The sequence below is a fragment of the Gordonia alkanivorans genome (assembly GCF_004011905.1).
Classification (GTDB): domain Bacteria; phylum Actinomycetota; class Actinomycetes; order Mycobacteriales; family Mycobacteriaceae; genus Gordonia; species Gordonia alkanivorans.
In genome coordinates, this window is sequence record NZ_CP027114.1 from 329,740 (window position 1) to 354,106 (window position 24,367).

At 67.8% G+C, this 24,367-nt stretch carries 23 protein-coding genes; 16 read left to right on the forward strand and 7 right to left on the reverse strand.

What is annotated here, in order from left to right; genetic code table 11:
• Positions 1 to 164 precede the first annotated feature (164 nt).
• The gene (locus tag C5O27_RS01505; protein ID WP_127963733.1) at positions 165 to 908 is read right to left on the reverse strand and encodes a hypothetical protein; all 744 of its coding nucleotides are present in this window, start codon (positions 906 to 908) and stop codon (positions 165 to 167) included.
• A 93-nt stretch (positions 909 to 1,001) separates the two neighbouring features.
• Between C5O27_RS01505 and ramB the strand changes: the two genes are divergently transcribed.
• Positions 1,002 to 2,432 (forward strand): acetate metabolism transcriptional regulator RamB, encoded by a 1,431-nt coding sequence (ramB, locus tag C5O27_RS01510; RefSeq protein WP_127961712.1) that lies wholly within the window; start codon positions 1,002 to 1,004, stop codon positions 2,430 to 2,432.
• Between the two features lie 3 nt (positions 2,433 to 2,435).
• Here ramB and C5O27_RS01515 read toward each other — a convergent pair whose 3' ends face one another.
• Positions 2,436 to 3,848: a lipase family protein gene (locus tag C5O27_RS01515; protein WP_127961713.1), complete on the reverse strand. Its 1,413-nt coding sequence runs from the start codon at positions 3,846 to 3,848 to the stop codon at positions 2,436 to 2,438.
• 411 nt (positions 3,849 to 4,259) lie between these two features.
• Between C5O27_RS01515 and C5O27_RS01520 the strand changes: the two genes are divergently transcribed.
• A complete protein-coding gene (locus C5O27_RS01520) occupies positions 4,260 to 5,549 on the forward strand; it encodes a lipase family protein (protein ID WP_127963734.1) in 1,290 nt (429 codons plus the stop codon).
• 31 nt (positions 5,550 to 5,580) lie between these two features.
• On the opposite strand, the gene C5O27_RS01525 is transcribed toward C5O27_RS01520, so the two are convergent.
• The gene (locus tag C5O27_RS01525) at positions 5,581 to 6,045 is read right to left on the reverse strand and encodes a MaoC family dehydratase (RefSeq protein WP_127961714.1); all 465 of its coding nucleotides are present in this window, start codon (positions 6,043 to 6,045) and stop codon (positions 5,581 to 5,583) included.
• Between the two features lie 25 nt (positions 6,046 to 6,070).
• Here C5O27_RS01525 and C5O27_RS01530 point away from each other — a divergent pair, with 25 nt between their 5' ends.
• From C5O27_RS01530 to C5O27_RS01565, 8 genes are all read left to right on the forward strand, one after another.
• Positions 6,071 to 6,607 (forward strand): carboxymuconolactone decarboxylase family protein, encoded by a 537-nt coding sequence (locus tag C5O27_RS01530; protein WP_035752040.1) that lies wholly within the window; start codon positions 6,071 to 6,073, stop codon positions 6,605 to 6,607.
• A gap of 26 nt (positions 6,608 to 6,633) precedes the next feature.
• Positions 6,634 to 7,302, forward strand: a complete 669-nt coding sequence (locus C5O27_RS01535) for a class I SAM-dependent methyltransferase (RefSeq protein WP_127961715.1) — start codon at positions 6,634 to 6,636, stop codon at positions 7,300 to 7,302.
• Positions 7,303 to 7,330: 28 nt separating this feature from the next.
• Positions 7,331 to 8,149, forward strand: coding sequence for a class I SAM-dependent methyltransferase (locus C5O27_RS01540; protein WP_127961716.1), 819 nt, complete (start codon positions 7,331 to 7,333; stop codon positions 8,147 to 8,149).
• On the forward strand, positions 8,146 to 8,490 hold the full coding sequence (locus C5O27_RS01545; protein ID WP_005200315.1) for a cupin domain-containing protein: 345 nt from the start codon (positions 8,146 to 8,148) through the stop codon (positions 8,488 to 8,490). The genes C5O27_RS01540 and C5O27_RS01545 overlap by 4 nt, the downstream gene beginning before the upstream one ends.
• Positions 8,491 to 8,526: 36 nt before the next feature.
• A complete protein-coding gene (locus C5O27_RS01550; protein ID WP_127961717.1) occupies positions 8,527 to 9,192 on the forward strand; it encodes a helix-turn-helix transcriptional regulator in 666 nt (221 codons plus the stop codon).
• Between the two features lie 83 nt (positions 9,193 to 9,275).
• On the forward strand, positions 9,276 to 9,755 hold the full coding sequence (locus tag C5O27_RS01555; RefSeq protein WP_005200319.1) for an MTB12 C-terminal domain-containing protein: 480 nt from the start codon (positions 9,276 to 9,278) through the stop codon (positions 9,753 to 9,755).
• Between the two features lie 5 nt (positions 9,756 to 9,760).
• Entirely contained in the window at positions 9,761 to 10,480 is a 720-nt protein-coding gene (locus C5O27_RS01560; protein ID WP_127961718.1) for an ABC transporter ATP-binding protein, read from the forward strand.
• Complete coding sequence (locus C5O27_RS01565; protein WP_127961719.1) at positions 10,477 to 11,352, forward strand: ABC transporter permease; 876 nt, start codon at positions 10,477 to 10,479, stop codon at positions 11,350 to 11,352. The genes C5O27_RS01560 and C5O27_RS01565 overlap by 4 nt, the downstream gene beginning before the upstream one ends.
• Here the strand turns inward: C5O27_RS01565 and C5O27_RS01570 are convergent.
• From C5O27_RS01570 to lpdA, 3 genes are all read right to left on the reverse strand, one after another.
• Positions 11,273 to 12,157 carry a DNA-3-methyladenine glycosylase family protein gene (locus C5O27_RS01570; RefSeq protein ID WP_127961720.1) on the reverse strand — a complete coding sequence of 295 codons (885 nt, stop codon included), beginning with the start codon at positions 12,155 to 12,157 and terminating at the stop codon, positions 11,273 to 11,275. The two genes, C5O27_RS01565 and C5O27_RS01570, sit on opposite strands and share 80 nt — an antisense overlap.
• Before the next feature lie 134 nt (positions 12,158 to 12,291).
• The gene (locus tag C5O27_RS01575) at positions 12,292 to 13,530 is read right to left on the reverse strand and encodes a metal-dependent hydrolase family protein (protein ID WP_006358315.1); all 1,239 of its coding nucleotides are present in this window, start codon (positions 13,528 to 13,530) and stop codon (positions 12,292 to 12,294) included.
• A gap of 192 nt (positions 13,531 to 13,722) precedes the next feature.
• Positions 13,723 to 15,108 carry a dihydrolipoyl dehydrogenase gene (gene lpdA / locus C5O27_RS01580; RefSeq protein ID WP_127961721.1) on the reverse strand — a complete coding sequence of 462 codons (1,386 nt, stop codon included), beginning with the start codon at positions 15,106 to 15,108 and terminating at the stop codon, positions 13,723 to 13,725.
• 119 nt (positions 15,109 to 15,227) lie between these two features.
• Here lpdA and C5O27_RS01585 point away from each other — a divergent pair, with 119 nt between their 5' ends.
• The gene (locus C5O27_RS01585; protein WP_035752045.1) at positions 15,228 to 15,848 is read left to right on the forward strand and encodes a TetR/AcrR family transcriptional regulator; all 621 of its coding nucleotides are present in this window, start codon (positions 15,228 to 15,230) and stop codon (positions 15,846 to 15,848) included.
• A gap of 11 nt (positions 15,849 to 15,859) precedes the next feature.
• On the forward strand, positions 15,860 to 17,140 hold the full coding sequence (locus C5O27_RS01590; RefSeq protein ID WP_127961722.1) for an NADH:flavin oxidoreductase: 1,281 nt from the start codon (positions 15,860 to 15,862) through the stop codon (positions 17,138 to 17,140).
• A 57-nt stretch (positions 17,141 to 17,197) separates the two neighbouring features.
• Here the strand turns inward: C5O27_RS01590 and C5O27_RS01595 are convergent, their stop codons facing one another.
• Positions 17,198 to 18,790: a serine hydrolase gene (locus C5O27_RS01595; protein WP_127963735.1), complete on the reverse strand. Its 1,593-nt coding sequence runs from the start codon at positions 18,788 to 18,790 to the stop codon at positions 17,198 to 17,200.
• Positions 18,791 to 19,050: 260 nt separating this feature from the next.
• On the opposite strand from C5O27_RS01595, the gene C5O27_RS01600 reads away from it, so the two are divergent.
• The 4 genes from C5O27_RS01600 (at position 19,051) to C5O27_RS01615 (ending at position 24,352) form a co-directional block, all read left to right on the forward strand.
• Entirely contained in the window at positions 19,051 to 21,111 is a 2,061-nt protein-coding gene (locus C5O27_RS01600) for a prolyl oligopeptidase family serine peptidase (protein ID WP_127961723.1), read from the forward strand.
• A 78-nt stretch (positions 21,112 to 21,189) separates the two neighbouring features.
• Positions 21,190 to 21,894: a TerD family protein gene (locus tag C5O27_RS01605; RefSeq protein ID WP_127961724.1), complete on the forward strand. Its 705-nt coding sequence runs from the start codon at positions 21,190 to 21,192 to the stop codon at positions 21,892 to 21,894.
• Positions 21,891 to 22,670, forward strand: a complete 780-nt coding sequence (locus C5O27_RS01610; RefSeq protein WP_127961725.1) for a cyclase family protein — start codon at positions 21,891 to 21,893, stop codon at positions 22,668 to 22,670. Before C5O27_RS01605 ends, C5O27_RS01610 begins: the two co-directional genes overlap by 4 nt.
• Positions 22,671 to 22,675: 5 nt before the next feature.
• On the forward strand, positions 22,676 to 24,352 hold the full coding sequence (locus C5O27_RS01615; protein ID WP_127961726.1) for a thiamine pyrophosphate-binding protein: 1,677 nt from the start codon (positions 22,676 to 22,678) through the stop codon (positions 24,350 to 24,352).
• The last annotated feature ends 15 nt before the right edge of the window (positions 24,353 to 24,367 follow it).

A 24,367-nucleotide genomic window follows, 5' to 3' on the forward strand; every position in this document is an offset into this window, starting at 1 on the left:
CGTCGAAAAAAGTACGCGCGTACTGGGATTTCCTACTCAGGAGTACAGCACACTCCCCGGCCGCGATTCGAGGTATCGAGGAGACCGCGCTCGGCGCAGACCGGGCACGGAGTGACGACATTCACACCGCGCAGACGGCCGGATGAGCCCTTCGAGGGGCTCGATCAGGGGACGGTGACGCGGCCGATCGCGTCGCCGAAGAGCTCCGCCATGGCAGCGGAGTCGACCGGTTCGGTCGGGTCCGTGGGCGGATCGGCGGCCGGGGTCGCAGCGCCCGACACCGTCAGCTGGACGGTGACCGGACCCGACGCCGGTCGGTCCAGGGCGGCGTATCCGGCGAAGCCGACCTGGCGTCGGACCCCGCCGTCGGGAAGCGTGGTGGTGACCTCGGACCGCGTCAGCAGCATCTGCTCGCCTGCACCGAGCCCGCCGTCGATCTCGGGTGGCGCGATCTCGGTGTACTCGGTGACGACGCGACTGCCGGCGAGGTTGCCGGTGGTGATCTCGGTGGTCGTGCGCGCACAGCGTCCGGTGGTGGCGAGCCGGTCCGCGTCGATGTCGCGCCGCGCCTTCGTGACCAGCTCGACGAGCACCCCGCTGCCACCTCGAGCGGCGAGGACCGCCGAGTTGTCCGCGGTCAGCTCTCCGTTGAGGTCTGCGTCGGCGGTCGGGACGCAGTACTCAGGGGTGACGCGGGTGGTGCGCGCGGCGTCGATACCCGCCCGGTTCCCGGCGACCAGGTCGCTGACGGACAGCGCCTCGGCGGCGAATCCCGGCGGCAGCTCGGTTGCCGGGAGCAACAGGTCGGCCGGGGTGCGCGGGGCAGGCGCCTCGGCGGACCCGGTCGAGCACCCGGTGACCGCGATCATCCCGGTCACCAGCGCGAACGCCCCGACCGTCACCCGCATCGGGGTGCGGAGTCGGCCGTCGGGTGAGCGCACGCGGTCACCGTACCCTGTAGAGGATCATCGATCTGGCATCACCTGTTCTGGAGGTGGCAAGTGAGCAGGACCTACGTCGGATCCCGGCTGCGCCAGTTGCGCTCCGAGCGCGGACTGTCGCAGGTGGCCCTTGCACAGACGCTGTCGATCTCCGCGTCGTATCTCAACCAGATCGAGCACGACGCCCGACCGCTCACGACCTCGGTGCTGCGCAAGATCACCGAGGCGTTCGGCGTGGACGCCGGGTTCTTCGACTCCCAGGACGACCTCCGACTCGTCGCCGAACTGCGTGAGGTGCTGCTCGACGACGACATCGAGGCCGCGCCGGGCGCGCATGACGCCTCGCAGATCAGCACGATGGTCGCGGCACATCCGGAGATCGCGCAGGCGATGGTCAACCTCCACCGGCGCTACCGGATCGCGACCGATCAGCTCGCCGCGGCCACCGACGAACGCGGCGACCGCAGCATGCGCGGCACGATCAGCGCGCCGCACGAAGAAGTGCGCGACTACTTCTACCAGCGCCGCAACTACATCCATGAGCTCGACATCGCCGCCGAGGAGATGACGAACCGGATGCGTATGCACTCGGCGGACATCCGCCGCGAGATCATGAACCGCATCGAGAACGTGCACGGCATCAGCATCGTGCGTCGCGTCGACCTCGGCGACTACACCCTCCACCGCCTGAACGCCGAGGAGCGCAGGCTCGAGTTCTCCGCCGCGCTCTCCGCCGGACAGCGGACCTTCAAGCTCGCCAGCGAGCTCTGCTACCTCGAGTACCACGACCTCCTCGACGAACTCGTCGACCAGGGCAACTTCACCAGCGAGGACGCCCGGTCGCTGGCGCTGCTCGGACTGGCGAACTACTTTGCGGCGGCGGTCGTCCTCCCGTACAGCCAGTTCCACGGCGCCGCTGAGGATTTCCGCTACGACATCGAGCGACTGTCTGCGTTCTACGCGGTGTCCTACGAGACGATCTGCCACCGGCTCTCGACACTGCAGCGCCCCAACCTGCGGGGCATCCCCTGGTCGTTCGTTCGCGTCGACCGCGCGGGGAACATGTCGAAACGCCAGTCCGCCACCGGTTTCCACTTCTCCTCCAGCGGCGGCACCTGCCCGCTGTGGAACGTCTACGAGACGTTCGCCTCGCCGGGCAAGATCCTCACCCAGATCGCCGAGATGCCCGACGGCCGCAACTACTTCTGGGTCGCGCGGACCGTCGAACGACGTGCGGCGCGCTACGGGCAACCCGGCAAGACCTTCGCCATCGGCATGGGATGCGAACTCCGCCACGCCGGCCGGGTGATCTACTCCGACGGCCTCGAGATCGGCCCGCAGGCGCACGTGACCCCGATCGGTGCGGGTTGCCGGGTCTGCGAGCGCACCAACTGCGCACAGCGTGCGTTCCCGGCACTGGGCGCGACCCTGCGCGTCAACGAGCACTCCTCCACGGTGTCGCCGTACATGGCGATCACCGAGAATCGTTGATGCTCAGCGACACTCGTTCGGGGCAGGGATTCCCTGGAGTCGACGGTCGAGCCAGGTCGCCACGTCACCGAACGAGGTGAACACCGCGGTGATGTGCTCGGCCGGGTACTCCCGGTAGATCGCGGTCGCACCGAGCTTGCACTGTTCGGCGAACAGGGCCCGCGCCTGGGACGCGGGAATCCACCATTCGTAGGTCCCGTGGTAGATCAGCAGCGGCATCGTCGCCTTCATCCCCGACATCGAGGTGACGTCGAAGATGCGTTCGGCGACCGGCGAATGGAACGGGTCCGGGTCAGCAGAGAGCAATTGCGTGGGCACGTGGGAGACGCCGAGTATGCCCATGTCACCCGTGCACAGATCGCGCAGGGGCGACGTCGCCAGCCAACGGGCGGCATGGTTGGACATCTCCAGGATCTCGGGACGCTCCCGGGCCACACCCAGCATCGCGGAGTGATAGACCCCGGAGGCCAGGTTGGCGTTCATCGCGCCGGCCAGGGCCCGGTAGTCCGCCGGCACTCCACCGATGGCCGCGCCGACGAACCGCCCGGCCTGATCAGGCGCATACGACGAGGCGAGTCTCGACGCCGCGTTGGTCGCGATGGCGCCACCGGAGTACCCGTTCATGACGATCGGTCCCCGGCCGAACTCTTTCGGGTCCAGTTTCGCGGCCGCCCGGACGGAATCGAGGACGACATGGGCGCCCACATACGGTTCGGCGTAGGCCATCCGGGCGCCGGTGTGGTCGGGCACGATCACCGCGTATCCGCGGTCGAGTGCCAGCTGCGTCAACGGCGGGAACAGGTCGGTGCTGTTGGTGTCGTCGTTGTAACCGTGGGAGAACGTGTAGCCCGGCGTGCAGGTGGTTCCCAGTGCGACGATCGGTGTGTTGTTGATGACGACCGGCCGCGGTCCCGGGCCCGTCCACTGCTTGCGCGGGACGAACAGGGTCGCGGTGCCGAACAGCGGTCCGCCGGTGGCATCGGTGGTGCGGAACTTGACCTGCCGAGCCGAACGCAGGGGCACCGTGACGAGGAATCCGGCCACCGGCGTCACGTCCCGGGTCGCGATCAGGTCGCCGGGCTTGCGTCCGGCGAGGTCGGCGGGCCAGTGATCGAAGAACCGGTCACCCACCGGCGACGGCATGACGGCCTCACGCAGTTCCTGCAGCTCACGGGAACCACCCTCGATCTTCGACCGCTGCGGGATGCGCTGGAGCTTCTTGATCGGGGGCGGCGGCACAACCGCGTCGATCTCGCCCGGGATGTTGGGCGGGATGGCGGTCAGGTTCGGGGGCTCGGCACTCGCCACGGTGCCCGCCCCCACTCCCCCGAGACCGGAGACCAGCGTGGCCGTGGCGACGCCGACGACCACCATCGCGCGCAGCGCCCGTGGTCGCCACCTGCAGATCGAACGCATCGCCAACACTCCTGTCATGCGGGCGATTCCGGGTCAGCTCACCCCCGATGGTCAGCCCGACTCGCTCCTCCGGTCCGAATTCCGTCATGCTAAACGGCCGCACGGACTTCGGCAGGACACACCCCTGTTCACGCCGGAAAATCCGATCGTCCGGCTCATTGTGGATCACGGTTCGGTCTCGAAGAAACGGCCATCGGGGCGCCGGACATCGATACCTGGTCGCTTGTCCTAGTGTCGACCGCAGTGAGGCGACGAGGCACTCACACGCTGCGGAGGCACCCGATGGCGACAACCGCGAACGGTCGACGACACCGGACCGGTCGCCGGACGCTGATCGCCGGGATCGCCACCGGGCTCATGGCTGCGTGGTGCGCGGTGGCACCGGGCTCCGCCTTCGGCGAACCGCCGAACATGATGCCCATCCCGCCGCCGGCCGCCGGCGCCGTCGACGCGGCCGTGCCACCGCCGCCGGTCCCGCGACTGCGAGACATCCCGCCGCGGGCACGGGCCGCCGGATTCGACCACCGCACACTGGAGTTGCGGGAGGCGCTACTGCCCTCGCCCACCGGTGATCCGTTGTTCGACCGCTGGCCTGCGGACCTGTCGACGATGCGACCGGGTCGGGTCATCGCGGTCCGCGACGTCAGGGCCACCGCGGGTCCGGTCGTCACCGTCCCCCTCCGGTCGGCCACCCTGATCAAGTTCGCCACCACCGATGCGACCGGCGCCCCGATCTTCGGCACCGCGACACTGCTGATCCCGAACCGTCCCGCCCGCGGACCCCGACCCCTGCTGGTCAACAATCTGCCCATCGATTCGCTCGGCGCCGCCTGCACCCCCGGATACACGCTGGCGCACGGCTTCTCGATCGCGACGAACCCCACCGACCTGATCCCGCCCACCACCCAGATCGCCCTGAACGACGGCCATGCAGTCCTCGTCCCCGACCATCAGGGGCCGCGGATGGCGTACGCCGAGCCCGTGCTCGCCGGGCACGTCGTTCTCGATGCGATCCGAGCCGGACTGTCAGTGCGCCCGGAAACGCTGCGGCACAGCAGGATCGCGATGACAGGCTACTCGGGTGGGGCGATCGCGACGCACGGGGCGTCGAAGCTGGTCGGCGAGTACGCACCCGAACTGTCCGACCGGATCGTCGGCGCCGCCCTCGGCGGGGTGCCCGCGGATTTCCGGATGCTCGTCGGCAGCATGAACGCGAATCTGGCCTCCGGGCTGTTCCACGCGGCGACCTTCGGCATCGCCCGCGAACGCACCGAGATCCTCGCGCTCGCCAATCGCCCCGCGCGGTGGCTGGCCACGTCACCGTTGAAGAACGTCTGCGTCATCCCCGAAGCACTGGGCGGCGGGACCTTCATGCCGATGCAGCTGATGTCGAATGACCCCGATCCGTTCCACTCGCCCGTCGCCGAGCGCATCTACCGGCTCACCGCGATGGCCGACCGGAAATCGGTGGTGCCCTTGCTGATCTACCACGGCACCCACGAGTGGTGGATTCCCGCGGCGGGCGCACGTGCGCTGTACCGGCAGCAGTGCGGATACGGCGCCACCGCCGCCTACCGGGAGATCTTCGGCGAACACCTCACCGGCGCGATCCTGGGTTTCCCGGTCGCGCTGGAATGGCTGAACGAGCGGCTCGCCGGCCGCCCGGCCCCAAACGAATGCACGCGGCGCCCGGCCGGTTGAGGCCGAGCGTCGCGAGACGGTCAGGGGTGGATCAGTAGACGAGGACGCGCAGGTTCTCGGCGACGCATGCGGGCTTGGACTCGCCCTCGATCTCGACCGTGTTGGTCACGACCATGTTGACGCCCTTGGGGGTCTTCTCGATCGAGGTGATCACCGCGTTGGAGCGGATACGCGCACCCACCTTCACCGGGTTCGGGAAGCGCAGCTTGTTCATGCCGTAGTTGAGGAAGAGCTTGGGGCCCTCGATGGTGAAGATCTGGCCGGCGAGCATCGGTAGCAGCGACACGGTGAGGTAGCCATGCGCGATCGTGGTACCGAACGGACCCGACTTCGCGCGTTCGGGATCGGTGTGGATCCACTGGTGGTCACCGGTAGCGTCGGCGAATGCATCGATCCGCTCCTGCGTGATCTCCAGCCACTCGCCCGATCCGAGGTCTTCGCCGATCGCGGCCTTGAGTTCCTCGACACTGGTGAACGTCCGTGTGCTGTTCGTCATAGTGGCCGTAGTCTACCGTGGCCCCATGAGCGCACCGCGAGTCACACCGGGTGGTCTCCGAGATCTCGGACCCTTCAATTTCGTCTTCGCGCGTGGGGCCGCACGGGTCATCGGAGTAGACGACGCCCACATCTTCTCCACGCTCGGCCGGGCGAAGGGACTGTTCCGCGGCTGGCTGCATTACAGCGGCCGGTTGATGCCCTTCGGGACATTGCCGCGCAAGGACTCCGAGATGATCATCATCCGGGTGGCCCATCTCCGCGGCTGCGACTACGAACTCGACCATCACCGCCGGTTGGGACGCCGGGCCGGTATCGATGACGCCGAGTTCGAGCGCATCCTCTCCGGCCCCGACGCCGGGTGGGGCGACCGCGAGCGGGCCATCCTCCGCGCGGTCGACGAACTGGTCGACACCAAGGACGTCTCCGACATCGCCTGGGCCGCTTTGGCGCGGCATCTCGACAATCGCCGCCTGATCGAGTTCACCCTGCTCGTAGGCCAGTACGACAGCCTGGCCACGACGATCCACACGCTCCGCATCCAGCGCGATCATCACACCTGACGGTCACACCTGACGAGGGATGAGCGATGGAGTCGATCAGCCAGCGCCTGATGCGCAACGCCGCGTTCGCCGAGATCTACGAGAACCTCTGGCGACCGACGTTCACGAGGTTGTTCAGTCTCGGTGGGCGTGCCACCGAGGACTACGACCGTGCACTCCGGGCCTACCTGTCCCGCCCCGGTGACCGACTCGTCCTCGACGTGGCCTGCGGCCCAGGCAATTACACGCGACTCATCGCCGACGGCCTGACCGGCGACGGGCGCTGCATCGGGATCGACTTCTCCGCCCCGATGCTCGCCCGCGCGGCCCGCACCAACGCCGTCGACCGCGCCGCCTTCCTCCGCGCCGACGCCCACTCGATCCCGTTCGAGGACAACACCTTCGACGTCGTCACCTGCCTGGCCGCCCTGTATCTCATCCCCGACCCGCTCCCCGTCGTCGACGAGCTGGTGCGGGTCACCAGGCCGGGCGGCGAGATCGTCATCTTCACCTCCGTCACGACCGAGGTGACATCACTGCCCGGCGTCCAGCGGGTCGTCGGACTGACCGGCTTTCGTATCTTCGACGAGCACTCCATCACCGACCGCCTGCGCGCCGCGGGCGCGGCCAACGTCGAGCAGACGATCACCGGTCACGGACAGTACGTCCTGGGCGTGAAACCGGGGCCGGTGAGCACTGCCGGGGATTTGCAGTAAAGTCCTCCTCGAAATAGGGAGGTTAGGTATGACTAACGAAACCACGTCCGGGGATCAGCTGCCGTTCGGCCAGCGCAAGACCGAGGACATGCCGGGCCACTGGCTCCTCGCCCGACTCGGCAAACGCGTCCTGCGTCCGGGCGGACTCGAGCTCACCGAGAGCCTGCTCGACGACGCCCGCATCAGCGGCTCCGATGTCCTCGAGATCGCACCGGGCCTGGGCAAGACGGCCACCGCGATCCTCGAGCGATCGCCGAAGAGCTACGTCGGCGTCGACGACGATCCGGACGCCGTCGTCCTCACCAAGGGCGTCATCGGTGAGCGTGGCCGGGTCGTCGCAGGTGACGCGTCGGCCACCGGACTCGATGACTCGAGTACCGACGTCGCCGTCGGCGAGGCGATGCTGACGATGCAGGCCGACCGCAACAAGGCCAAGATCGTCGAGGAGGCATTCCGTGTGCTGCGCCCCGGCGGCCGGTACGCGATCCATGAGCTCGCGATCAATCCCGACACCCTTCCGGACGAGGAGAAGACCAAGATCCGCAAGTCGCTGGCGCGATCGATCAAGGTCAACGCCCGTCCGCTGACCGAAGCCGAGTGGCGCAAGCTACTGACCGACGCCGGCTTCGAGGTCACCACGGTCAAGTTCGCCAAGATGGCACTGCTCGAGCCGCGTCGCGTGATCGCCGACGAGGGACTCGTCGGGGCATTGAAGTTCATCGGCAACGTGATCCGCGACGGCGATGCACGCAAGCGCGTCCTCGCCATGCGGGCGACGTTCACCAAGTACAAGTCGCACATGGCCGCCATCGAGGTCATCGCCACCAAGCCGGAGACCGCGAAATGAGCGACTCGACCGTGATCACCGGCCTCGCCGACAACACCGGCAAGACAGGCGATCGTCCCGACATCTCCGTTCTCTCCCGCAACGACGGCGGCAACGTCATCCGCCTGTCGTTCCTGGCCGGTCAGACGATGCCCGACCATTGCGCCGGCCGCCCGATCCTGGTCATCGGCCAGACCGGCGAGATCGACTTCACCGTCGGGGAATCCACCACCCGCCTCGAGACGGGCGTGGCGATCCACGTGAACGCCAACATCCCCCACGCGCTCGTGGCACGGACCGATGCGGTCGTCACACTGGTGGTGTTGGAGAATCCCACGGGGGAGCAACCCTCCGGGAGCTGAAGCACGCGGGGCGCGTCGAGATCGAGAGGACCAGCCATGGCGACCAAGCAGCGCGACAAGATCATGGCCCTGCTGTCCAAATCGGTCGAACCGATGGTCGCCGGGGAGATCTCGACGCGCCTCGACCTGCACGTGACCACGGCCCGTTTCCACCTCGCCAAGCTGGTCGAGGAGGGGCGGGTCGAGACCACGACCGTTCCGACGCCGGGCGTCGGCCGTCCCCGCGTCGGCTATCAGCTCGTCCGCCGGGCGCCCACCGGCGCACTGCTGGGCCATCTCCTGGGCCAGTTGGGCAGCACGCGGGCCGCTCGTGAACATGCCGGCGCCGAGGCCGGCCGCCTGTGGGCCGAGGAGCATGCGCGCCCGGCGCCGACCGCCGATCTGCCCGACCCGGTGACCGTCGCCTCGGACACTCTCGGCGCGCTGGGATTCCAGGTCTCGAACATCATGAGCGCGTTCGGCTCTCACGAACTACGACTCTGCTCGTGCCCGCTGCAGGACATCGCCCGGACGCACCCCGAGGTCGCCCGAGGAGTCGCCCGCGGCGTCATCGAGCAGGCACTCGCCGCCAGCTCCCCCGCCCTCAGTTCGCAATATGCCGTCACCGTCGCCCCGGACCCGGCAGGCGGCGACTGCGAGATCGTGCTGCGGCTGGCGCCGTTGCGGCGCACCGCAAACCACTTCGAGACCCCACTCAGGTGAGGCTTGCCTTAATTAATTTGAAGGATTAAGTTTCTCCAAAGGCGTTGGCGAACGACCATCGCCGAACAGGAGGGACTCTCGTCATGCATCTCATCCGCAGGATGACCATCACGCTGCTCGCGACGCTCGTGGCCGTCGTCGGGCTCGTCGCGGCCACCGGCGGTGCCTCGGCCGCCAAGACCTTCCCGCCGAACTTCAAGGTCACCACCGACCGCCCGACGCTCGCCGATCTCAACGACATCGTCGAGTTCCTGGTCGAGACCCCGGCGTCGGACCAGGCCAAGGCCGCCAACGTGGAGGGTGGGATGAACGCGGTGATCGTCCCCAAGACGGTGTACTCGCTCGGTCTCTTCCGTGCGCCCCGCGGCTGGAACGAGGTGACCGGTCCGCTGGTCCAGAAGGGCAACAGCGTCACCGCCACGCTCAACAGCGGCTCGGCCGGACGCCCCACGATCCGCATGACCATCGAGTTCAAGAAGCTCGACGGCAACTGGAAGCTCGCGGCGAGCTCGCTGTGCCAGGGCGTCAAGACCGTCGGCCTGAACATCTACTGCAACTCCTAGTAGCCGTGCTCGACATCAGCGGCCTGTCCGTCCGAATGGGCGGGCAGGCCGTTCTCGACGACATCACCACCCGCGTCGACGACGGTGAGCTGGTCTATCTGCTCGGACGCAACGGCACCGGCAAGACGACGCTGCTCCGGACCATCTGCGGCGTCATACCTCCTGCGGCGGGCCGAATCCTGTTCGACGGCAAGCGATTCAGCGAACTCGATGCGCCACCCACGGTGATCGGCATGCATCTGGGCACCGACGCCGCCCACCCCGGCCACAGCGCACGGCGCCACCTGACCTGGCTGGCCCGTGCCGGCGGAATCCCGACCGGTCGGGTCGCCGAGGTCCTCGACCTCGTCGGGCTCACCGACGTGGCCGGCCGCCGGGTCGTCGACTACTCCCTCGGCATGCGTCAGCGGCTCGGAATCGCCTCCGCCCTCCTGGGCGATGCGCGCACCCTCGTCCTCGACGAGCCGGTCAACGGCCTAGACGTCGACGGCATCCGTTGGCTACGCGGGCTTCTCCGAGATCTCGCCGACGACGGCCGGCGTCTGCTCATCGCCTCACACCACCTCGACGAGGTGGCCCGCACCGCCGACCGCGTCGTCGTACTGAACTCCGGCCGTATCGCCGCCGACGCGCCGCTGGCCGAATTCGTCGGTGATTCCGCCGATCTCGAGGAGGCCTACCTCGCCACAGTCGGTGGTCAGACCCCCGCAGGAGTCACCGCATGACCGCCACCCTCACGGCCGTCGCGGCACAGATCGGACGCGGCGCACGCGCCGAACTCACCCGCGTCGGCGGTGCACGCAGCATCCTGCTCTACGGGTTGATCCCGGGGGCGGTCCTGCTTCCCCTCGTCATCACCCTCGGCGTCGCCACCGTCGCCGAACGATTCGCGTCGATCTCGGGGAGCATCCAGGTCACCTCGGTCACCACCACCAACTCGGTCTACTGGGTCATCACCTTCACCGTGATGATCTGGGCCGTCGTCGCCGCCTACGCACAGGCGACCGCCGAGCGCGGCGCGCTGGGAGAACTCGCCCGCCACCTCTACCCGCGGCGCTGGACCGGTCTGGTGTCCCGGTGGATCGCCTACGGCGTCGGTGCCGCGCTGTGCAGCGCCGCACTGGTCGCGCTGGTCATGGCGATCCTGCCCACCTTCTTCCCGAAGGTCTACAGCGGCGTCGACATCGGTTCACCCGAGGGCCTCCGCTTCCTGATCGCGGTACCTGTCTTCGCGGTGTTCACCGTCGGGATCGGCATCGGACTCGCAGCGATCATCGGACACCCGGCGGCAACCGTTGTGGCCCTTCTCGGTTGGACGTACGTCATCGAGAACGCGATCAGCCTGGTTCCCGACGGTTACACGCTGCAGCAGTACATGCCCTTCCTCAACGGAACCTTCGGCACCGGGCAGGAACTCGCATTCATGCCGCCGTGGGGTCCCACCGGCGGGCTGCTCTACTGCGGCGCGGTCGCGGTGGCCCTCTTCGTCCTCGGATGTGTCTCGCTGACGTTCCGGGTCAGAAGGACCGGTAGTCGCGCACCGTCATCCGCGGTCCGCGCCGTTCTCGCCGGACGCCGTGCAGCTCCACCATCCTGATGATCCGACGCCGTTGTCCGGCATAGGGTTCCAGTAGCTCGAGCATGCCCGCGTCGTCGACCGGTTCGCCGATGAGGGTCAGGCCCACCAGCGTCGGGATGTGATAGTCGCCGACCGACACCGCATCGGTGTCGCCGACGGCCCGGGCGCGCGTCTCCGCCTCGGTCCAGCGCCCCACGCCCCGCAGGAGCCGGAGCCGATCGTGGTGACGTTCGACGTCCATCGCGGTCGCCCCGCGGATCGTGCGCATGCGCACGGGTTCGATGCCGCTACGGTGCCACTCCCACGACGGGATGTCCGCCCACGCGGCCCGCGGCGGCGGTACACGCATCGTGCCGGGTACCGGACCCGGCGCCGGCTCGCCGAAGCGTCGGACCAGATATCGCCAGGCGCGAAAGGCCTCCGCCCCGACCACCTTCTGCTCGAGGATCGCCGGTACCAGCGCCTCCCACACCCGATCGGTGCGGCCGATCCGCAGGCCCGCCGACCGGCGGACGAGTCCGGCGACCACCTCGTCGTGCACCGCCATCGCCTCCGGCTCGTCGGACGCGCCGAGGAAGTCCGGCAACTGCTCGAGCAGCCAGTCGCCGCCGGGTCCCCACGCGCGTCCCAGCACCCGCGACCCGTCGATGCGCAGAGTCACGGTGCCGGGACCGTCGGGGGTCTGCACGGCGCGCCAGATCGACCCGTCGTTGCCGTAGACGAACGTGGGGTCACCGGCGCCGCGCCGGAGATGGCCGACCGTGCCCCGGACGTCGAGTTGCCACGGCAACTCCCATTCCCGGACCCGCTCGACGGCACTCACCGTTCCGAGCGTAGCCCGCTCGGCAGTGTTCGTTTCTCGTCGAATTCGCCGAGAATGCACTCGCCGACGTGCGTCCTATTCGTCTGTCGTTCAGCGAATGGACGGCTCTCGCGAGATGCGTCGGTCGAAACCGATCAGACCGCGTAACCGCCACGGTTGGAAGCGGTCTTGCCCTCCTTGAGGACCAGAAGGATGTTGTCGTGGTCGGCGAGCGAGTCGATGTCGGCGAGCGGATCACCCTTGACGACGACGACGTCGGCGAGCTTGCCCGCCTCCAGGGTGCCCAGCTTGTCGGCGACGTCGCAGAGCTCGGCGGAGGTCTTGGTGCCGGCGACGATCGCCTGCATCGGGGTCATGCCACCGAACTTCACCAGGCAGCCGAGCTCGCCGAGGGTGGCACCGTGGTCGGGGACCAGACCGGCGTCGGTGCCGACGGCGACCTTGATCCCGGCCTCGACCGACGCCGCGATGGACTCGTGAGCCAGCTTGTGCCACTTCTCGGACTTGGCGACCGCCTGCGGCGTCGCGGTGTCCGGCTTCAGGGTCTCGATCAGAGTGGGGACCAGGAACTGACCGCGCTCGACCATCTCCGTCCGGAGTTCGTCGGTGAGTGCGTACCCGTGCTCGATGGAGTGCGCGCCACCCTGGACGGCGGCCTGGATACCGAGGAAACCGATCGCGTGCGCGGCGACCTTGCGTCCGCCGTAGTTCTCGGCCTCCTCGACCAGCGCGGCGACGATCTCGGTGCGGGCACCCAGCCAGTCCGGATCGTCGCTGGGCGAGGAGACACCGCCGCTGGAGGCGACCTTGATGACGTCGACGCCGCTGCGGAGCAGCTCGCGGACGGCCTTGCGCGCCTCGTCGACGGTGTCGACCAGCTCACCGCCGATCAGGCCGGTTCCGCTGAGGCCCGACGGGATGTGGAAGTCGGCGTGACCACCGGTCTGGCTGAGCATCTTGTCGGCGACCAGCAGACGCGGGCCGGCGACCAGACCGTGGGCGACGGCGTCGCGGACGCCCACGTCGACACCCATGAGGTCGCGGACGGTGGTGACACCGGCCTCGATGGTGGTCTTGAGCCGGTCGATGAGCTCGAAGAAACGGTACGACGCCGGCACCATAGCGGCCATGATCGGCGAGCCCTTGGTGCCCGGCAGCGAGAGATGCACGTGGCAGTCGAAGAACCCGGGGGTCACGGTGTTTCCCCCGACATCCACCTTCACCGGCTTCGCCGATTCGTCGATCTGCGGGGCACCGGAAGCCGCACCGGCGTAGGCGATCTTGCCATCGTCGATCACGACGACCGCGTCGGCGATCGGGTCGGCGCCGGTCCCGTCGATCAGGCGAGCATTGTGAAGGATCGTTGTGGTCATGACTTTTGGTTATACCGTGTATTCATTCTTTTCCCGGCATCCGAGGGAGAACCTCACACCGGGTCCCGCATTCATGCGCAGATTTGTTCCTCGGAATAGGCACGAAATTGCCACTCGCCGGAACCACGCAAACAAAATGAGGGATTCATACCGTTTTTCCGGCACGAATCCCTCACTTTGCGAAGTGGACTTCTACAGGTTGATCATGTGCCCGATCGCGCCATGGAAAGTCTCTTGCAGCGCCTCCGACATCGTCGGGTGGGTGTGCACGTTGCGGGCCAACTCCTTGGCGGTGAGATCCCACTTGTGGGCCAGCGTCATCTCCGGGAGCAGCTCGGACGCACCGTCACCCACCACGTGGCCGCCGAGCAGCTCGTCGGTGTCGGCGTCGGTGACCAGCTTGGCGAAGCCCGCGGTCTCACCGAGACCCTGCGCCTTGCCGTTGGCGGTGAAGGGGAACGTGGTGGCCTTCACGTTGTAGCCCTCGTCCTTGGCCTGCGCCTCGGTGAGACCGAACGACGCGACCTGCGGCTGGCAGAAGGTGGCACGCGGCAGGAAGCGGTAATCGCCCAGGGTCATCGTCTCGGCGCCGGCCATGGTCTCGGCAGCCACCACACCCTGCGCTTCGGCAACGTGGGCGAGCTGCAGCTTGGCGGTGACGTCACCGATGGCGTAGATGCCCTCGACATTGGTGCGCATATGGTCGTCGATGGCGATCGCGCCGCGATCGGTGAGTTCGACGCCGGTCTTCTCCAGACCGAAACCCTCGACGCGCGGGGCGAAGCCGACGGACATGAGGACCTTGTCGACGGTGAGCTCGCCTTCGGAGTCCTTCGCGTCCTTGTAGGTGACGGTGACGCTGTCGCCGTTGTCGGTGACCGACTGCACCTTGGTGGAGGTGAGCAGCTTGACGCCGAGCTTCTTGTATTCCTTGGCGACGGCCTTCGACGAGTCGGCGTCCTCGTTCGGCAGGACGCGGTCGAGGAACTCGACGATGGTGACGTCGACGCCGTAGTTGGCCATCACATAGCCGAATTCCATGCCGATCGCGCCCGCGCCGACGATCACGATGGATTCGGGCAGCTCCCGGGTGAGGATCTGGGTCTCGTAGGTGACCACGTTCTCCGACAGTTCGACGCCCGGCAGCAGCTTCACGGTCGAGCCGGTGTCGATGATGACGTTGTCGAAGGTGATCTCGCGATCACCCACTGTGATGGTCTTGGCATCGGTGAACACGCCATAGCCGTCGATCTCGGTGATCTTGTTCTTCTTCATCAGGTAGTGGACGCCTTTGACGATGCCGTCCGAGACCTTGCGGCTGCGGTCGAACGCCGCGCCGAAGTCGAAGGACACGTCGCCACTCATGCCGAAGGTCTTGGCCTGGTGATTGAAGATGTGTGCCAGTTCGGCATTACGGAGCAACGCCTTGGACGGGATACATCCGACGTTGAGACACACACCGCCCCAGTACTTCTCCTCGATGACGGCGGTTTTCATGCCCAGTTGAGCCGACCGGATCGCGGCTACGTACCCACCTGGACCTGCACCCAATACAACTGTTTGAAAGTGTTCAGCCACGCCTGCCACCCTACGTCCCGTCGATGGTCCGTCGCAGTCCGTCCCGCTACTCCCTGGTAACACCACCACGATTTCAATCACTGTTTGAAACGCTGTTTGATCTGTGGTTCCATCCCACTGTGACCCAGACCACCGACGCGACGCCGTCCGGGACCGGCTCGCCCGGTACCCGCGAGACCCTGCTCGTCGTCGCCGAACGGTTGTTCCTGGCCGAGGGCTACGACAAGGTGTCGGTCCGCGCGATCTGCGCCGCCGCCGATGCAAACCCCGCGGCCGTGCACTACCACTTCGGGACCAAGGACGATCTGACCATCGCCCTTCTCGAATCCCGGCTGGCACCGTGCTGGGCAGACGCGCTGGCCTCGATCGATCCCGAGAACGATTCGGTGCGCCACGTCGTCGACGTGCTGCTCGCGCCGTTCGTCGATCTCCAGTGCGATCCGACCGGGCACCTACACCTGCGCCTGCTGTCGCGGTTCGTGCTGACCCACCCGACGGTCGGCTGGACCGCCCGGTGGTTCGGCCTCGATCCGTTCGCCGACCTCCTGCTCGACGCCATCCCCGGACTGCCCTCCCGCGCGGCACGGCGCCGCTGGGCACTCGCCTTCCAGCTGATCCTCCTGCGCTTCGGCAGCTCCGAGCCACTCGACGCCCAGGCCGTCGACGCGCTCGCCGGGTTCGTCACCGCGGGACTGTCGGCGCCACCAGACCCCAGCCCGTCCGAACAAGAAACCGATTGAGAGGAACCGACGTGGACAGCCCCGACGCCGGACCGTTCAGCCCAGCACAGCTCGGCCCGCTCACCCTGCGGAACCGACTGATCAAGTGCGCCACCTTCGAGGGCATGACGCCCGACGCGCTCGTCACCGACGAACTCGTCGAGTTCCACCGTGAGGTCGCGGCCGGCGGTGTCGCGATGAGCACCGTCGCCTACTGCGCGGTCTCACCGGAGGGCCGCACCGACCGCCACCAGATCTGGATGCGTCCCGAGGCGATGCCCGGACTGCGCAAGCTGACCGACGCCATCCACTCCGAGGGCGCACTCGCCGCCGCGCAGCTCGGCCACGCCGGCGCGGTCGCGAACTCGGTGTCGAACCGTGCGAAGGCCTGGGGGCCGGGCCGTATCCCCGCACCGATGGGGATGTCGCTGACGCACAAGGCGAGTGTCTCCGACATCGCCGAGCTGCGGGTGAGGTTCCGGCAGGCCGCCCGCATCGCCGTCGACTCCGGCTTCGACGGGCTCGAGATCCACTGCGGCCACAACTATCTCATCTCCAGCTTCCTGTCTCCCCTGCTCAACCACCGCCGCGACGGGTACGGCGGCAGCCTGGTCAACCGCGCGCGTATGGCACGCGAGGTCGTCGAGAGCGTGCGTGAGGAGGTCGGGGACGAGGCCGCGATCTGGGTGAAGCTCAACACCTACGACGGCGTCGGCAAGCCCGACATCGAACGGTCGCCGGAGGCACGAACGAAGGGCCGCGCCAAGCTCAGCGGCTTCAACGTCGACGAGGCCTGCCAGGTGGCGCAGCTGCTGGAGTCCGACGGCCATCTCGACGCCATCGAACCCACCGCGGGCAGCTCGCTGCTCAACCCGATGTACCTGTTCCACGGCGAGGCGCCGCGCAAGGAGTTCGCCGCCGCCTTCTCCGGTCCGATGAAGTACGGGCTCAAGGCTTTCGCGCCGATCTTCCTCAAGCACTATCAGTACCACGACGGCTACCTGCTGCCGCTCGCGCGGGAACTGCGGAAGGCCGTCGACCTGCCGATGATCCTGCTCGGCGGAATCACCGACCGGGCCTCGATGGACACCGCGATGGCCGAGGGGTTCGAATTCATGGCGATGGGCCGGGCGGTCCTGCGTGAGCCGGATCTGCCGCTGCGGATCGCCGCAGACCCGTCGACGACGTCGAAGTGCGTGCACTGCAACCTCTGCATGCCGACGATCTACTCGCACACGCGGTGCCCGATCCGCACCGGCGAGGTGCCCGATCCCCTCGCGGTCTCGTCGTCGGTGAGCGGCCCGGCCAGCTGACGCCGCGGTAGCTGTCGCGTGTCGTGGCGCCGACCGCACCGATACGCGACAAGTGCCTCAGCTACGTAGGAAGACCCCGTCGCTCTCTTCGTCGTCGTAGTACTCGATCGTCATCTTCGGGCCGTCGAAGGTCACCTGGGAGATGCTGCCGAGTTCGGCGTTCTCGTCGTGCAGGGTGAAGGTGAAGATGTTCCGATCCCAGTGTGCGAGTTCGTGTTTGCGGACTCCACCGGGACCCATCTCGAGGAACAGCTTGCCGTCCCGTTCGACGACCTCGGCCGGTCCGTAGACGGCGTTGGCATATGTGCCGACGAATGTCGGCAACGGCTGGGCCGGAGCAGGATTCGCCGGTGCCTGCTTTCCGACGAGGTCGCCGCTGGGCACACTCAGCGGCGCATATGCCTTGGCGTACAGCGCACGCCAGTCGCTGCGGATCTCACCGAACTGCACGAGATCCATGAACTCCGCGGCGAGTGCATCGACCGCCCCGATGGGTGCGGCGTTGGACAGCACCACGATCGCCGTGTCCGCGGACGGCAGGATCGAGAACGAGGTTCCAGCACCCGAGGCGAAGGCGCCGGCATGGCTGAACTGGGTGCGCGCATCGGTGGTGACGCCGACGTTGAAGCCGTGCCCGTAGAACCCGGCACGGTCGTCCGGCGACGCCGGCGGGTTGGACACGATCTGCGGAGAGACCGCCGGCAGCAGGGCGTCCGGCGCGACGATCTCGGCGCCGTTGTGCTTGCCCTGCGCCAGAACCATCTTCAGCCAGACGGCCATGTCGTTGACCGTGGAGCTCACCCCGCCGGCCGGCGACTGGGCGTCGGGGTCACGGGGGATGTCGGTCTTGGCCCACTTGCCGTCGATCTTGATATGCCCGACGGCTCGGTCGGCCCGCTTCTCGAAGTCGGCGTAGCGGGAACTGGTGCTGGTCATGCCCAGCGGCCCGTAGATGAGGTCCTGCGACAGCGTCGGCCAGTCCTTGCCCGCCTTCGCGGCGACTGCCTCACCACCGGTGGTGACACCGAAGTTGGTGTACGCGTAGCTGATCCGGAACGGGTCGAGAGGCATGAACCGAAGCCGCTGGAGGATTTCGGTCTGCGAGTAGCCCATGTCCTCGAGCTTGTCGCCGGCGTGATCGGGCAGACCGGATCGGTGCGAGTACATGTCGCCGACGGTCACGGTCCGGGTGACGTACGGTTCGGCGAGCGCGAACCAGGGCAGCCCCTCGACGATCGGCATGTCCCAGGCAACCGTCTTGTCGGTGACCGCCGCGCCGACCACCGTCGATCCGACCGACTTCGACACGGACGCGAGCTGAAAGACCGTGTTCGGATCGACCTTCTGCCCGGTCGTCAGGTCCTTGACCCCGAACCCCTTCGCATACTTCGTCTCTCCGCCCGACACCACTGCCACCGCGAGTCCGGGCAGACCCGTCGACGACATCAACGACTCGGCGAGCCCGTCGAGCTGCCCGACCGCTTTGTCCACCGCACCGTCGGGTAGCGGCATCGCGTCCACGGCGTTCGGGTTCACCAGCGCCGACGCCCCCGACGGTTCGGTCGGCGGGTTGCCGGTGCCGGACGAGGCCGTGTCGCACGCAGCGACGAGGGCGATCACCGACAGGGCCGAGCAGGCCGCGAGTGACACGCGTCCCCATCCCGGGCCGCGCCATCGTGATTGTCGCCCCGCGGCGGAGTCGGTGTCGGGGCCGGAGCGTCGGACAGGGACCGAATCGGTAGTGGGCATGCGGATCTCCTCATCCTCGCGGAGAAAGATACCGCGAAGACGCCCTGACGTGCACATTCCGTGGTCCACCGGCACGATTTCGGCCTGGATGGGCACAGACGTGACGAGGGCGGGTCCCGCACCGGCGGTGACCTGCACCCGTCCCGCGTAAGTTGGACGCCATGACCGAGCACGCCGACGGCATCTCCACCAGCACCGACACCGACGATCCGTTCCTCTGGCTCGAGGACGTCACCGGCGACGACGCGATGGCCTGGGTACGCTCCCACAACGACCCGACCGTCGAGAAGCTCTCGTCGTCGGACCGCTTCCGCGACATGGAGGCGTCGGCGCTGGCGATCCTCGACACCGACGACCGGATTCCGTTCGTCCGGCGTCGCGGTGGGTTCCTCTACAACTTCTGGCGCGACGCGACCAATCCCCGCGGGCTCTGGCGGCGGACGACGCTGGAGTCCTACGTGACCGATGCGCCCGAGTGGGAGATCATCCTCGACGTCGACGAACTCGCGCGCACCGAGGACGAGAACTGGGTGTGGTCGGGGGCCACGGTGCTCCGTCCCGAGTACGAACGCGCGCTGGTCTCGCTGTCGCGGGGCGGTGCCGACGCGAGCGTGATCCGCGAGTTCGACATCCCGACGCGGCAGTGGATCACCGACGGCTTCTCCTTGCCGGAGAACAAGTCGAGTGTGCGCTGGATCGACCGCGACACCGTCTATGTCGGAACCGATTTCGGCGATCAACCCGACGGTGTCGGGTCGCTGACCGACTCCGGCTATCCCCGCGTGGTCAAACGCTGGTCGCGGGGCACCCCGCTGGAGGCCGCGACCACCGTCTTCGCCGGCGAGAAGAGCGACGTGTCGGTGCACGCGATCTACGACGACACCCCCGGCTTCGAGCGACACTTCATCTCGCGCTCGACGGACTTCTTCAACTCGCTGATGTTCGAATTACGCGACGGCGAACCGGAACTCGTCGACGTCCCGACCGACGCCCACGCCGGTGTGCGGATGAACTGGCTGCTGGTGATGACGCGGTCGGAGTGGACGCTCGACGGTACGACCCACGCGCCGGGCACCCTGCTGGCCTTCGACTACGACGACTACCGGGCCGGTGGCCGCGACGCGACCGTGCTGTTCACCCCGGATGCCCACACGAGTCTCGTCGACTATGCCTACACGCGTTCGCAACTCATCATCGTGACGCTGCGCGATGTGCACACCATGGTCGAGGTGCGCAAGCTCGGCAGCTGGGAGGTCATCGACTTCCCGGGCCTCCCGGGCCTCGCCACCGTGTCCGTGCTCGACACCGATCCGGACGAGAGCGACGAGGTGTTCTGGATGGCCACCTCGTTCACCGATCCGCCGAGCCTCCTGCACAGCAACGGGACCGCGCCGGAGGTCATCAAGCGCAGCCCGACGTACTTCGACTCCGAATCGGTGATCGCCGAGCAGCATTTCGCCACTTCCGACGACGGAACACAGATTCCCTACTTCGTGATCCGTCGACGGGCGGTGACCAGCGGTCCCACCCTGCTCTACGGCTACGGCGGGTTCGAGAACTCGCTCACACCCAGTTACCTCTCGTTGTCGGGCAAGAACTGGATCGAGCGCGGCGGCATCTACGTCATCGCGAACATCCGCGGCGGTGGCGAATACGGTCCGTCGTGGCACACGCAGGCGCAGAAGGCCGGACGTCACAAGGTGTACGAGGACTTCGCCGCCGTGGCACGTGCCCTCGTCGACGGTGGCCTCACCACTCCGGAACAGCTGGGCGCACAGGGCGGTTCCAACGGCGGACTCCTCATGGGCGTCATGCTCACCCGATACCCGGAACTGTTCGGCGCGTTGGTGTGTCAGGTCCCGCTGATCGACATGAAGCGCTATCACCTGCTCCTCGCCGGCGCGTCGTGGGTGGCCGAGTACGGCGACCCCGACGATCCCGAGCAGTGGGAGTTCATGAAGCCGTTCTCGCCATACCAGAACATCGATCCCGGCGCCTCGTACCCGCCGATCCTGGTCACGACGTCCACCCGCGACGACCGCGTCCATCCCGGCCACGCCCGCAAACTCGTTGCGCGGCTGGAGGAAAGCGGTCACGAGGTGCTCTACTACGAGAACATCGAGGGCGGCCACGGCGGCGCCGCGGACAACAAGCAGGCAGCGTTCAAGTCCGCGCTCGCGTTCGAGTTCCTGTGGCGGACGCTCGCTCCTCAGGCGGGTTGACGTCGCAGCTCCACTACCCTGGGCAGCAGATCACCGCGACCGACAACGATGTCGCCCACGACGAGATGAGGAAACCTGATGGGGATCGACTACACCAAGCGTCCGAAAGCCCAACCCCCGCAACCGCCTGCGCAGCCTCCGGCCCCCACACCCACGTACGGCCAGCAGCCGCCCGCCCAGCCGGTGTCGCTCTCCAAGATCACGCTGACCAAGTCGGCGCCGAGCATCTCGCTGAGCAAGCAGGGCGCGACCACCGGCCAGGTGCGCGTCAATCTCAGCTGGACGGCCAACTCGTCGGGCGGCGGATTGTTCCGCAAGGCCAAAGGCATCGACCTCGACCTCGCCTGCATGTGGGAGTTCACCGACGGCAGCAAGGGCATCGTCCAGGCACTGGGCAACTCGTTCCAGGCGCCCCGCCAAGGGCAACCGATCATCTACCTCGACGGTGACGACCGCTCCGGCAAGGGCGGCGAGAACATGTACATCGATCTCTCCGCGACCAACCAGATCCGCCGAATCCTGATCTTCGCCTACATCTACGAGGGCACCCCCAACTGGGCGAGCGCCAACGGCGTCGTCACGCTGTCCCCGGCGAGCGGACCGGAGATCGAGGTCCGCCTCGACGAGGCCGACCAGTCCGCGATCTCCTGCGCAATCGCCTTGCTCGAGAACCGCGGCGGCGAACTGGTGATCAACCGCGAGGTTCGCTACATCCGCGGTGCCCAGGACAAGGTCGACGAGGCCTACGGCTGGGGCATGAACTGGCGGGGCGCACGCAAGTGACCGCCACCGCCCTGCCCGGTTTCCTCACCGGCCTCGCCGACGGATCCCTCCGGGTGATAGACCTGACCACCCCGCTGTCGAGTTCGACCCCGGCCCTGCGGTTGCCGGCCCCGTTCGCGAACCTGATCGACTTCAGTCTCGAAGAGGTCAGCGCCTACAACGAACCCGGACCATACTGGCGGCACAACAACATCCACACCGGCGAGCACATCGGCACCCACCTCGACGCACCGATCCACTGGATCAGCGGTCGCGACGGTGACGACGTCTCCCAGATCCCCGTGCAGCGGCTGATCGGTCCGGCAGCCGTCCTCGACCTGACCGCGAAGGTCGCCGACAACCCCGACTATCTGCTCGAGGTCGCCGACGTCGAAGAATGGGAGGCCGAGCACGGCGAACTGCTGCCGGGCGCCTGGCTCCTGCTGCGCACCGGATGGGAAGCACGAGGCGGGTCGGAAGCGGAGTTCCTCAACGCCGACGAGACCGGCTCGCACACCCCGGGCGTCTCGGTCGAATGCGCCGAGTGGCTGGCCGTGCAGCGGCAGATCACCGGACTCGGCGTCGAGACGGTCGGCGTCGACGCAGGTCTCGCGGGTGGCTTCGAGCCGGCCTTCCCAGTCCACTACCACTTCCTCGGCAACGACAAGTACGGCCTGACCTCGCTGCGGAACCTCGGTTCGCTGCCCGCTACCGGTGCCGTGATCGTCGTCAGTCCGCTCCCGATCGTCGGCGGTACCGGCAGCCCGTCGCGGGTGCTGGCCATCGTCGAGAGCTGATCGGCGTGACGGACTCGGCGACAACGTACGGCCCGACGGTCGCCGACGTAGCGGGCCGTGTTCTCGCCGATCTGGGCGTCGGTCACGCGTTCGGGGTCGTCGGCAGCGGCAACTTCGTCATGACCAACGCGCTGCGCGCCGGCGGGGTCGGGTTCACCGCGGCACGCCACGAGGGTGGCGCGGCCTCCATGGCCGACGCCTACTCGCGAATGTCTGGACGGGTGGGTGTGCTGACGGTGCACCAGGGTTGCGGCCTCACCAACGCGGTCACCGGCATCGGCGAGGCGGCGAAGAGTCGTACCCCAATGATCGTGCTGACCGCCGACGCCCCGGCTGCCGCGCTGCAGTCGAACTTCCGGATCGACCAGGACGCACTGGCGACGAGCGTGGGCGCGGTGAGCGACCGCGTCTACGGCCCGAACACCGTGGTCGCCGATGTGACCCGGGCGTACCGGACCGCAGTGACCCAGCGCCGGACGGTCGTGCTCAACATCGCAATCGACGTGGCCGCGGCACCGGTCGAGGTGTCCGGGCCGGTCGTCGCATCGTTCGGGGCACCGCGGATCCGGCCCGACGCCGCATCGGTGGAAACCCTCGTCGCGGCGATTCGCGCGGCCCGCCGACCGGTCTTCGTCGCAGGACGGGGCGGTCGCGAGGCCGGTCCGCAGATCGCGGAGCTCGCGGAGGCAAGTGGTGCGCTGCTCGCCACGTCGGCGGTCGCCAACGGCCTCTTCGCCGAGAATCCGTTCTCACTGGGCATCTCCGGCGGCTTCTCGTCGCCGACGACCGCGGAGCTCATCGCCGGCGCCGACCTCATCGTCGGGTGGGGATGTGCGCTCAACATGTGGACGATGCGGCACGGCCGGCTCATCGGTGACCAGACCGTGGTGGCCCAGGTCGATGTCGAGGTCGAGGCGATCGGCGCGCACCGCCCGGTCGACGTCGGCGTGGTCGGAGACTGCGCAGCAACCGCAACCGACGCGCTCGCCGCACTTTCCGGTGATCCGCTGTCGCACAACGGATACCGGACCGATGATGTGGCCGAACGGATCGCCGCGTCGACGCGGTGGCAGGACGTCCCGGTCACCGCCGAGCCTGTCGACGGCCGAATCGACCCGCGCGCGTTGAGCATTGCTCTCGACGAGATCCTGCCTGCCGACCGCATCCTGTCCATCGATTCGGGCAATTTCATGGGGTACCCGTCGACGCATCTGTCGGTGCCCGACGAGTTCGGCTTCTGCTTCACCCAGGCATTCCAGTCGATCGGTCTCGGACTGGGCACGGCCATCGGCGCGGCGATCGCCCAACCCACCCGGTTGCCTGTCCTCGGCACCGGTGACGGCGGTTTCCTGATGGCGATCTCCGAATTGGAAACCGCCGTCCGCCTGGCGCTTCCGCTCGTCGTGCTCGTCTACAACGACTCCGCGTACGGCGCCGAGGTACACCATTTCGGCGACGCCGACACGACGACGGTGACCTTCCCCGAGACCGACATCGCCGCCATCGCCCGCGGCCACGGCGCGAACGGCGTGACGGTCACCGGGTTCGACGACCTCGACCAGGTACGACGCTGGGTCGCCTCACTCGACTCCCCTGAACCGTCCGGCCCGCTGGTCATCGACGCCAAGATCACGAACGACGGCGGATCCTGGTGGCTCGCCGAGGCCTTCGCCGGGCACTGAGAGGCTCGCTTCGCT